The sequence below is a fragment of the Pseudomonas sp. LH21 genome, assembly GCF_036549575.1.
Lineage (GTDB): Bacteria > Pseudomonadota > Gammaproteobacteria > Pseudomonadales > Pseudomonadaceae > Aquipseudomonas > Aquipseudomonas peradeniyensis.
In genome coordinates this window covers 412,359-423,938 of sequence record NZ_CP144367.1, presented here as the reverse complement: position 1 = coordinate 423,938, position 11,580 = coordinate 412,359, and the positions used below count along the sequence as shown (strand labels likewise).

5 protein-coding genes are annotated in these 11,580 nt (G+C 65.3%); 4 read left to right on the top strand and 1 reads right to left on the bottom strand.

Annotated features, from left to right (window positions below):
- Nucleotides 1–102: 102 nt before the first annotated feature.
- On the bottom strand, nucleotides 103–3,036 hold the full coding sequence (glnE, locus tag VUG52_RS02030; protein WP_050703458.1) for a bifunctional [glutamate--ammonia ligase]-adenylyl-L-tyrosine phosphorylase/[glutamate--ammonia-ligase] adenylyltransferase: 2,934 nt from the start codon (nucleotides 3,034–3,036) through the stop codon (nucleotides 103–105).
- Nucleotides 3,037–3,419: 383 nt separating this feature from the next.
- Between glnE and aceE the strand changes: the two genes are divergently transcribed.
- The 4 genes from aceE to msrA all read left to right on the top strand — a co-directional run bounded on the left by aceE (nucleotide 3,420) and on the right by msrA (nucleotide 11,578).
- On the top strand, nucleotides 3,420–6,065 hold the full coding sequence (gene aceE, locus VUG52_RS02025) for a pyruvate dehydrogenase (acetyl-transferring), homodimeric type (RefSeq protein WP_050703457.1): 2,646 nt from the start codon (nucleotides 3,420–3,422) through the stop codon (nucleotides 6,063–6,065).
- A 13-nt stretch (nucleotides 6,066–6,078) separates the two neighbouring features.
- Nucleotides 6,079–7,722 carry a dihydrolipoyllysine-residue acetyltransferase gene (gene aceF / locus VUG52_RS02020; RefSeq protein ID WP_050703456.1) on the top strand — a complete coding sequence of 548 codons (1,644 nt, stop codon included), beginning with the start codon at nucleotides 6,079–6,081 and terminating at the stop codon, nucleotides 7,720–7,722.
- 314 nt (nucleotides 7,723–8,036) lie between these two features.
- Nucleotides 8,037–10,730 carry a putative bifunctional diguanylate cyclase/phosphodiesterase gene (locus VUG52_RS02015; protein ID WP_050703455.1) on the top strand — a complete coding sequence of 898 codons (2,694 nt, stop codon included), beginning with the start codon at nucleotides 8,037–8,039 and terminating at the stop codon, nucleotides 10,728–10,730.
- A 179-nt stretch (nucleotides 10,731–10,909) separates the two neighbouring features.
- Entirely contained in the window at nucleotides 10,910–11,578 is a 669-nt protein-coding gene (msrA, locus tag VUG52_RS02010; RefSeq protein ID WP_050703454.1) for a peptide-methionine (S)-S-oxide reductase MsrA, read from the top strand.
- Nucleotides 11,579–11,580 lie beyond the last annotated feature (2 nt).

Below are 11,580 nucleotides of genomic sequence, written 5' to 3'. Positions count from 1 at the left end.
CCTGTGGGAGCGGGTTTACCCGCGAACACGGGCGTAGCCCGTGCCAGCCACCGCGGCGCTTTCTTCGCGGGTAAACCCGCTCCCACAGGGACGGCACCAACCTCAGGCCAGGCCCAACTGCCCCCAGATCCGCCTTACCTCACGACGCTCATCGACAAACTGCGCCGCATCGATCACCCCGGCCTGCTTCTGCAAGGCCTGGCGGTGCGACGCCGAGCGGAACGCCTTGTACACCTCGCGCAGCAGCACGGCGTCGGCGGCGGGCATCAGCCCGGCCTGCTCCAGCTCTTCGAGGATGCGGATGTTGTCGGTCCAGCGCAGTATGGCCGGGTGGTCGTGGGACCAGGCCAAAGCGGCGTATTGCACCATAAATTCGATATCCACGATACCGCCGGCATCCTGCTTGATATCGAACGGCTGGCCGGCCTCGAAGGCGTTGCCCGCGGTGCCGGCGGCAGTGGCCTTGGTGCCCAGGTTGTCGCGCATCTTGGCGCGCATCTCGCTGACTTCGACGCGCAGCTTGTCGAGGTCGCGGGGCTGGCCGAGGACCTGCGCCCGCACTGCCTCGAAAGCCGTCGCCACCTGCTTGCAACCCACCAATACGCGGGCCCGCACCAAGGCCTGGTGCTCCCAGGTCCAGGCCTCGTTCTGCTGATAGCGCTCGAAGGCGCCCAGCGAGCTGACCAGCAGCCCCGAGGCGCCGGACGGACGCAGGCGCATGTCCACGTCGTAAAGCTGGCCGGAGTTGGTCTGGGTGGTCAGCAGGTGGATGATGCGCTGGCCCAGGCGGGTGTAGAACTGCGCGCTGTCGATGGGTTTCGCGCCGTCGGTTTCGGCATTCGGGTCGCCATCGTGGATGAACACCAGGTCCAGGTCCGAACCGTGACCCAGCTCCAGGCCACCGACCTTGCCATAGCCGACAATGATGAAGCCCGGGTCGCACAGGCTGCCGTCGCTGCGTTTTGGCTGGCCATGGCGCGCCACGGTCTGGCGCCAGGCCAGGGCCAGCACCTGGTCGAGAATCGCCTCGGCCAGCCAGGTCAGATAATCGCTGACCTTCATCAACGGCAGGTTGCCGCTGATCTCCGAGGCGGCCACGCGCAGGCTGTGGGCCAGCTTGAAGTGACGCAGGGCCTCCATCTGCTGTTCCAGGTCGTCCTCGGGGATGCGTGTCAGGCGCTCGCGCAGCTCCGCGGCCAGCTCTGGCGCCAACGGCGGGCTGAACAACCGGCCCTCGTTGAGCAGTTCGTCGAGCAGCAGCGGGTAGCGGGCCATCTGCTCGGCGATCCACGGGCTGGCGGCGCACAGGGTCAGCAGGCGGCGCAGGGCGCCAGGGTTCTCGGTAAGCAGCACCAGGTAGGCAGAGCGCCGCGCCACGGCCTCGACCAATGGCAGCACCCGCTCCAGCACCAGGTCGGGGTTGTCGTGCTCGACCGCCTGGGCCAGCAGCCGCGGAATGAAGGCGTCCAAGCGCTCGCGACCGATGCGCTGCATCGAGCGCAGGGTCGGGCTGGCGCGCAGCGCGGCCAGGCGGCGCAGGGCCTCGGCCGGCTGCCGGAAGCCGGCTTCCTCCAGTTGGCGGGAAGCGGCGTCTTCATCCTGGGCCTGCTCCCACAGGGGCGACCACTCGCCGCCGACCACCAGCTCGCCTTCGGCTTCGTCTTCATCCGGGTCGGCGATGACCTGACGAAAGTGCCAGTCGATGCGCCCACGCCAGTGCACTAATTGCCCGTGGAAGCTGTCCCAGTCGGCAAAGCCAAGCATGTAGGCGATGCGCTCGCGGTCGGTCGGATCGTCCGGCAGCATCTGGGTCTGGCGGTCGGCGATGGCCTGGATCGCGTGCTCGGTGTAGCGCAGGAATTCATAGCCGTCGCGCAGCTCGGCGACCACGGCCGGCGGCAGGTAGCCCTGCCCTTCCAGGGTGGTCAGCACCTTGAGCAACGGCCGCTGTTGCAGGCTCAGGTCGCGCCCGCCGTGAATCAGCTGGAACGCCTGGGCGATGAACTCCACCTCGCGAATGCCGCCGGCACCGAGCTTGATGTTGTCGGCCATGCCCTTGCGCCGCACTTCCTGCTGGATCAGCTGCTTCATGGTGCGCAGCGCCTCGATGGCGGAGAAGTCCAGGTAGCGCCGGTAGACGAACGGCCGCAGCATCTCCTGCAGCTGCGCGCCGGCCACCTGGTCACCGGCGACCACCCGCGCCTTGATCATGGCGTAGCGCTCCCAGTCGCGCCCCTGGTCCTGGTAGTACTGCTCCAGGGCATTGAAGCTGAGCACCAGCGCGCCGGCCGAGCCATAGGGGCGCAGGCGCATGTCGACGCGGAACACGAAACCGTCCACGGTGACCGGGTCGAGCGCCTTGATCAGACGCTGGCCCAGGCGGGTGAAGAACTCCTGATTGTCCAGCGAGCGCTTGACCCCTTCGGTTTCGCCGCCCTCGGGGAAGGCGAAGATCAGGTCGATGTCGGACGACAGGTTCAGTTCCACCGCGCCCAACTTGCCCATGCCCAGCACCACCAGGTGCTGCGGCTGGCCGCTGCGGTTGCCGATGGGCGTGCCGAACTGCTGGCAGTGGCGCGGGTACAGCCATTGATAGGCTTCGTCGATGCTGGCATCGGCCAGGTCGGACAGGTCGCGGCAGGTTTCGGGCAACGCGGCCTGGCGGGTAATGTCGCGCCAGATGATGCGCAGTTGCTGGCGGTTGCGCTCGCGGCGCAGGTTGCGCGCCAGCTCGTCCTCATTCTGGGCAGCCTGGGCCACGGCGTTGATCTGCGCGCGCAGCTGGCCAGGCGCGAACGCCTGGTCCATCACGCCGCTGATCAGCAGCTCGAACAGCATCGCCGGCTCACGCTGGGCCTGGGCCAGGACGAAGTCGCTGGCGGCGGCGACCTGGTCGAACTGGTTTCGGTGCTCGGCACTCAGGCTATCCAGATCCAGGTCAGGGTGACCTGCCAGGGCATCGCGCAGGAATTGCTGGTTGCGAGCGACCAGCGGTTGGAGGGCGGCAGGCAGATCGAGCGGCAAAGGCAGGCGCATGGTCTATCCTTGATCGGCGTGAAAGAGAGCGGTTGCAGAGGTCAAACGGGGGTTGGACCACGGTTGGACTGTCGTACAAAAGTTGGAAATAGCTGAAACAATCAAAAATTTGGCAAAACCCATCAAGATTCACCTGCTATCGACACACCGCCAACCAACATGAACGTTTTTCCCCACAACCCGGGATGCGACCAAACGTCGCATTTGTGTAGTTTTACTACTACTCATGACCTGCCAAAGCATGAAATGAGAAAGCATTTGTAGTAAAACTACACCGCGCCGGATGACTGTCCGGTAATCCAAGAATTCACGACGTCTGCCCATAAGGCCAGTCGCAAACTCAGGCCATCGATTCTGGTGGCCTTTCCGCCCTGGAGCAAGCCATGCAAGACCTCGATCCAATCGAAACCCAGGAATGGCTGGATGCCCTGGAGTCGGTCCTCGACAAAGAAGGCGAAGACCGCGCTCATTACCTGATGACCCGTATGGGCGAGCTGGCCACCCGTAGTGGCTCCCAGCTGCCGTATGCCATCACCACGCCGTACCGCAACACCATCCCTGTCACCCACGAAGCACGCATGCCTGGCGACCTGTTCATGGAACGCCGCATCCGCTCGATGGTGCGTTGGAACGCCCTGGCCATGGTCATGCGCACCAACCTGAAAGACTCGGACCTGGGCGGACACATCTCCAGCTTCGCCTCCAGCGCCACCCTGTACGACATCGGCTTCAACTACTTCTTCCAGGCCCCGACCGACGAACACGGCGGCGACCTGATCTTCTTCCAGGGCCACGCCTCGCCAGGCGTCTACGCCCGTGCCTTCATGGAAGGCCGCATCAGCGAAGACCAGATGAACAACTTCCGTCAGGAAGTGGACGGCAACGGCCTGTCTTCGTACCCGCACCCATGGCTGATGCCTGACTTCTGGCAGTTCCCGACCGTATCGATGGGCCTGGGTCCGATCCAGGCCATCTACCAGGCTCGCTTCATGAAGTACCTGGAAGCGCGCGGCTTCATCCCGGCCGGCAAGCAGAAGGTCTGGTGCTTCATGGGCGACGGCGAGTGCGACGAGCCGGAATCCCTGGGCGCAATCGCCCTGGCCGGCCGCGAGAAGCTGGACAACCTGATCTTCGTCATCAACTGCAACCTGCAGCGCCTCGACGGCCCGGTTCGCGGCAACGGCAAGATCATCCAGGAACTCGAAGGCGTGTTCCGTGGCGGTGGCTGGAACGTCAACAAGGTGGTCTGGGGCCGCTTCTGGGACCCACTGTTGGCCAAGGACACCAATGGCGCCCTGCAGCGCCGCATGGACGAAGTCATCGACGGCGAGTACCAGAACTACAAAGCCAAAGATGGCGCGTACGTTCGTGAGAACTTCTTCAATACCCCAGAGCTCAAGGCCATGGTCGAAGACCTGTCCGACGACGAGATCTGGAAGCTCAACCGTGGCGGCCACGACCCGTACAAGGTCTACGCGGCGTACCACCAGGCTGTTAACCACAAAGAGCAGCCGACCGTCATCCTGGCCAAGACCATCAAGGGTTACGGTACCGGTGCCGGCGAAGCCAAGAACACCGCGCACAACACCAAGAAGGTCGACGTCGACAGCCTGCGTCACTTCCGTGACCGCTTCGACATCCCGGTCAAGGATGCGGATCTGGAGAACCTGCCGTTCTTCAAGCCGGAAGAAGGGTCTGCCGAAGCCAAGTACCTGGCCGAGCGCCGTGCTGCCCTGGGCGGTTTCGTGCCACAGCGCCGCGCCAAGAGCTTCAGCGTGCCGACCCCGCCACTGGAAACGCTGAAAGCGATCCTGGACGGCTCGGGCGACCGCGAAATCTCCACTACCATGGCCTTCGTGCGCATCCTGGCGCAGCTGGTCAAGGACAAGGACATCGGCCAGCGCATCGTTCCGATCATCCCGGACGAAGCCCGTACCTTCGGTATGGAAGGCATGTTCCGCCAGCTGGGCATCTACTCGTCGGTCGGCCAGCTCTACGAGCCAGTCGATAAAGACCAGGTGATGTTCTACCGCGAAGACAAGAAGGGCCAGATCCTCGAAGAGGGCATCAACGAAGCCGGCGCCATGTCGTCGTTCATCGCTGCCGGTACCTCGTACAGCTGCCACAACCAGCCGATGCTGCCGTTCTACATCTTCTATTCGATGTTCGGCTTCCAGCGTATCGGCGACCTGGCCTGGGCCGCTGGCGACAGCCGCACCCGTGGCTTCCTGATCGGCGGTACCGCCGGCCGTACCACCCTCAACGGTGAAGGCCTGCAGCACGAAGACGGTCACAGCCACATGATGGCGGGCACCATCCCGAACTGCCGCACCTACGATCCGACCTACGGCTACGAGCTGGCGGTGATCATCCAGGACGGCATGAAGAAGATGACCGAAGAGCAACAGGACATCTTCTACTACATCACCGTGATGAACGAGTCGTACCAGCAGCCAGCCATGCCGGCCGGTGTCGAGGACGGCATCATCAAGGGCATGTACCTGCTCGAGGAAGACACCCGCGAAGCCGCGCACCACGTACAGCTGATGGGCTCCGGCACCATCCTGCGCGAAGTCCGCGAGGCCGCGAAGATCCTGCGTGAAGAGTTCAACGTCGGCGCCGACGTGTGGAGCGTCACCAGCTTCAACGAACTGCGTCGCGACGGCCTGGCCGTGGAACGCGCCAACCGCCTCAAGCCTGGCCAGAAGCCTCAGAAGACCTACGTCGAAGAGTGCCTGGCCGGTCGCAAGGGCCCGGTCATCGCCTCCACCGACTACATGAAGCTGTTCGCCGAGCAGATTCGCCAGTGGGTGCCGAGCAAAGAGTTCAAGGTCCTGGGTACCGACGGCTACGGTCGCAGCGACAGCCGCAAGAAGCTGCGTCACTTCTTCGAAGTCGACCGCCACTTCGTGGTGCTGGCTGCCCTGGAAGCCCTGGCTGACCGTGGCGAGATCGAACCCAAGGTTGTGGCTGACGCCATCGTCAAGTTCGGTATCGATCCGGACAAGCGCAACCCACTGGACTGCTGAGGAGTATTTTTAAGTGAGCGAACTCATTCGCGTACCTGACATCGGCAGCGGTGAAGGTGAAATCATCGAGCTGTTCGTCAAGGTCGGTGACCGTATCGAGGCTGACCAGAGCCTGTTGACCCTGGAGTCCGACAAGGCCTCCATGGAGATCCCCGCGCCGAAGGCCGGTGTGGTCAAGGAACTGAAGGTCAAGCTGGGCGACCGCCTGAAAGAAGGCGACGAGCTGCTGGTCCTGGAAGTCGAGGGCGCCGCTGCGGCGCCTGAGGCTCCGGCCGCCGCCGCTCCGGCACCAGCTGCTGCCGCTCCAGCGCCGGCCGCTGAAGCCGCACCTGCGCCTGCAGCAGCCCCGGCTGCCGCCAGCGTGCAGGACATCCACGTGCCGGACATCGGTTCGTCGGGCAAGGCCAAGATCATCGAAGTCATGGTCAAGGTCGGCGACACCGTCGAAGCCGACCAGTCGCTGATCACCCTGGAGTCCGACAAGGCCTCCATGGAAATCCCGTCGCCTAGCGCCGGTGTGATCGAAGCCGTGCTGTGCAAGCTGGAAGACGAAGTGGGCACCGGCGACCTGATCTTCAAGATCAAGGCCGCAGGCGCCGCCCCTGCTGCAGCGCCGGCTCCGGCCGCTGCTGCTCCGGCTGCCGCTCCTGCCCCAGCCGCTGCACCTGCCGCCGCCGCGCCGGCTGCTGCTGCGCCTGCTCCAGCTCCGGTCGCCACCGCGCCGGCCGCCGGCAGCAACGCCAAGGTCCACGCAGGCCCGGCCGTTCGTCAGCTGGCCCGTGAATTCGGCGTCGACCTGGGCGCAGTTGCCGCCACCGGTCCGCACGGCCGTATCCTCAAGGAAGACGTGCAGGTCTACGTCAAGGCCATGATGCAGAAGGCCAAGGAAGCGCCGGCAGCCGCCGGTGCGACCGGCGGCGCCGGCATCCCGCCGATCCCTGCCGTGGACTTCAGCAAGTTCGGTGAAGTGGAAGAAGTGGCCCTGACCCGCCTGATGCAGGTCGGTGCCGCCAACCTGCACCGCAGCTGGCTGAACGTGCCGCACGTGACCCAGTTCGACTCCGCCGACATCACCGAGCTGGAAGCCTTCCGCGTCGCGCAGAAGGCCGTGGCCGAGAAAGCGGGCGTCAAGCTGACCGTGCTGCCGCTGCTGCTCAAGGCCTGCGCCTTCCTGCTCAAGGAACTGCCGGACTTCAACAGCTCGCTGGCGCCAAGCGGCAAGGCGATCATCCGCAAGAAGTACGTGCACATCGGCTTCGCCGTGGACACCCCGGACGGTCTGCTGGTCCCGGTGATCAAGAACGTCGACCAGAAGAGCCTGCTGCAACTGGCTGCCGAAGCTGCCGCGCTGGCCGAGAAAGCCCGCACCAAGAAGCTTTCGGCCGACGAGATGCAGGGCGCCTGCTTCACCATCTCCAGCCTCGGCCACATTGGCGGCACCGGCTTCACGCCGATCGTCAACGCGCCTGAGGTGGCGATCCTCGGCGTGTCCAAGGCCACCATGCAGCCGGTCTGGGACGGCAAGGCCTTCCAGCCGAAGCTGATGCTGCCGCTGTCGCTGTCCTACGATCACCGTGTGATCAACGGCGCCGCCGCCGCGCGCTTCACCAAGCGCCTGGGCGACGTGCTGGGCGATATCCGCACCATGCTGCTGTAACGCTGCACGCTGCCCCTCCCCGGAGGGGCAGCCCCGTTTTCGAGCTGCCACGCTCGTACCTCAACCCCGCCAATTGGCGGGGCTTTTTTTGCCTTGGGATTGCCGGGAACGCTGCGCCCTCCTTTTCGCGGCGCAAGGCCGCTCCTACAGGGGGATGCGATAGTCTGCCGCCCGCCGGTCCTACAGATTCTGCGAGAGCAGCCGACAACCTGTTCACAGCATCCCCCATGGCCGCTTGCCAGCCCACGGGACATGATGCAACCTTGCCCGATGCGCCGTGCTCCAGGCCGCGCCCCAGTTCAAGCGAGTCTTCGATGAAAAGCCAACCCGATGCCGCCAGCCGTGTGGCGGCCGAGGTCGTGACGCAGCTACCCGTGCCCTCGCGGCTCGGCATGCTGCGTTTCGAGCGGCTGAACGAAGCCAGCTGGGCCATGCTTTACCTCGACCCGGCCTGCGACCGCCAGTTCGGCCTGCCCGCCGCCGAACTCTGCGCCCTGATCGGCTCGCCCTACGCCAGCCTCATGGAGCCGGAAGCACGCTACAAGCTGCACGACGAGATCCAGCTGCAGCTGGCCCAGCGCGGCTACTACCGGGTGCGCTATACCCTGCACGCCTGCCCGGCGCCACTGCGCCTGCTGGAGGTCGGGGAGAGCTACAAGCAGCACAACCGCCAGCTGCTGCGCGGCTACCTGACAGTGTTCGACGACCACCGCCAGGACACCCCGGACCTCGACGCCAATGACCTGGAGTCGCGCAACAACCGCCTGCAACTGGCCCTGCAACTGAACCAGCGCGCCCAGCAGGAGCAGCTCGAACACCTGGACCGGGTCCGCGCCCAGCAGGACCTGATCCTGCGCCTGGCCCGCCAGCGCTACAGCATCGGCAACTCGCTGCTCGAGGCCGCCGAGCTGATCACCCGCAGCGCCTGCGAGATCTACAAGGTCGACTGCGCCAGCATCTGGTACTTGAACGACCAGCGCCTGGAGCCGATCAGCGCCTGGTACCGCCGCGAACAGCAGCACCGCATGCCCGAGGCGATCGACGCCAGCCGCTTCCCGGACTACCTGGAAGCCCTGCACGCCAGCCGCGCCATCGACGCCCACAACGCCAGCCACGACCCGCGCACCCGCGAGATGGCCGAATCGCTGTACAGCACCGACGACAACGCCATGCTCGATGCCAGTATCCGCATCGACGGCCAGGTGGTCGGCGTGCTGTGCCTGGAGCAGACCGGCCAGCCACGGGCCTGGCAGTCGGACGAGATCGCCTTCGCCGGCGAGTTGGCCGACCAGTTCGCCCAGGTCATCAACAACCACAACCGGCGTACCGCCGCCAGCGCCCTGCACCTGTTCCAGCGCGCCGTGGAACAGAGCGCCAGCGCCTTCCTGCTGGTCAATCGCGACGGCGTGGTGGAATACGTCAACCCCAGCTTCACCGCGATCACCCAGTACAGCACCGAGGAGGTCCAGGGCCATCACCTGGCCGAACTGCCGGCGCTGGAAAACCTGAGCGAGCTGCTGTTCGACTCGCCGTCGAGCCTGGCCATGGGCAACAGCTGGCAGGGCGAGTTCAAGAGCCGGCGCAAGAACCTCGAGCCTTACTGGGGCCAGCTGTCGATCTCCAAGGTGTACGGCGACAACCGCGAGCTGACCCACTACATCGGCATCTACGAGGATGTCACCCAGACCAAGCTGGCCCAGCAGCGCATCGAGCGCCTGGCCTACACCGACAACCTGACCAACCTGGGCAACCGCCCGGCGTTCATCCGCAACCTCGACGAGCGCTTCGCCCGCGACAGCGCCAGCCCCATCTGCCTGCTGCTGGTGGACATCGACAACTTCAAGCGGATCAACGACAGCCTCGGCCACCAGACCGGCGACAAGCTGCTGATCAGCCTGGCCCGGCGCCTGCGCAACAGCCTGGCCAACGGCGGCAGCCTGGCGCGCTTCGCCAGCAACGAGTTCGCCGTGCTGCTGGACGACACCAACCTGGAAGACGGCCAGGGCGTCGCCCACCAGCTGCTGCGCACCCTCGACAAACCAATGTTCGTCGACAACCAGCTGATCAACGTCACCGCCTCCGTGGGCCTGGCCTGCGCGCCGCTGCACGGCAGCGACCCGGCCACCCTGATGAAGAACGCGGGCCTGGCCCTGCACAAGGCCAAGGCCAACGGCAAGCACCAGGTCCAGGTGTTCACCGAAGTGCTCAACGCCGAGGCCAGCTACAAGCTGTTCGTCGAGAACAACCTGCGCCGCGCCCTGACCCAGAACGAACTGGAAGTGTTCTACCAGCCCAAGCTGTGCCTGCGCAGCGGCCGCCTGCTCGGCCTGGAGGCGCTGCTGCGCTGGAACCACCCCGAGCGCGGCATGATCCGCCCCGACCAGTTCATCAGCGTGGCCGAGGAAACCGGCCTGATCATCCCCATCGGCAAGTGGGTGGTGCGCCAGTCCTGCCGCATGAGCCAGCAGCTGCGCGAAGCCGGCTTCGGCAACCTGCACGTGGCCATCAACCTGTCGCCCAAGCAGTTCTCCGACCCCGAGCTGGTCAGTTCGATCGGCAGCATCCTCAAGGAAGAAGCCCTGCCGCCGCACCTGCTGGAGCTGGAACTGACCGAAGGCCTGCTGCTGGAAGCCACCGAGGACACCCACCGCCAGCTCGACGAGCTCAAGGCCCTGGGCCTGACCCTGGCCATGGACGACTTCGGCACCGGCTACTCGTCGCTGAGCTACCTGAAGAAGTTCCCGATCGACATCATCAAGATCGACCGCAGCTTCATCAACGAGATCCCCGACAACCAGGACGACATGGAGATCACCTCGGCGGTGGTGGCCATGGCCCATAACCTCAAGCTCAAGGTGGTCGCCGAAGGAATCGAGACGCCCGAGCAGCTGGCGTTCCTGCGCCGGCACCGCTGCGACGTCGGCCAGGGCTACCTGTTCGACCGGCCGATCCCGGGGCGCGAGCTGAACGAGAAACTGCGCCGCTATCCCCGTGGTCCGGTGGACTGACAGCGGCGTAAAGCTCGGGCACTATAGACATCACTTGCCTGCCGGGGCTGCTTTGCAGCCCTTTCGCGGCACAAGGCCGCTCCTACAGGGATCATGTGTCCCCCTGTAGGAGCGGCCTTGTGCCGCGAAAGGGCCGCAAAGCGGCCCCAGGTTGTTGAATATCAAATAGAGGAACGGCCATGACCCTGCGTTCGGAAATCCTGGTGAACAAAAACGTCCTGCCCACCGCAGAACAGGCCCTGCCTGGCCGCGAAACCCCGATGACCCTGCCCGAGTTCCACTACGTGTTCGAAGGCACGCCGCTGCTCGGCCCGTTCTTCGAAGGCGACATCGACTTCGCCATCTTCGGCCTGGGCTGTTTCTGGGGCGCCGAGCGCCGTTTCTGGCAGCGCGAAGGCGTGGTCAGCACCGTGGTCGGCTATGCCGGCGGTTTCACCCCCAACCCCACCTACGAGGAAGTCTGCTCGGGCCTGACCGGCCACACCGAGGTGGTGCTGGTGGTGTTCGACAAGAACCGGGTCAGCTACCGCGAGCTGCTGGCGATGTTCTGGGAGCTGCACAACCCGACCCAGGGCATGCGCCAGGGCAACGATGTCGGTACCCAGTACCGCTCGGCGATCTACTGCACCTCGCCGCAGCAGCTCGATGAAGCCAACGCGAGCAAGGCCGCCTTCCAGGCCGAGCTGGGCAAGGCCGGCTTCGGCGAGATCACCACCGAGATCGCCCAGGCGCCGACCGTGTACTTCGCCGAGGCCTACCACCAGCAGTACTTGGCCAAGAACCCGCAAGGCTACTGCGGTATCGGCGGCACCGGCGTGTGCCTGCCACCCAGCCTGCAGGGCAACTGAGC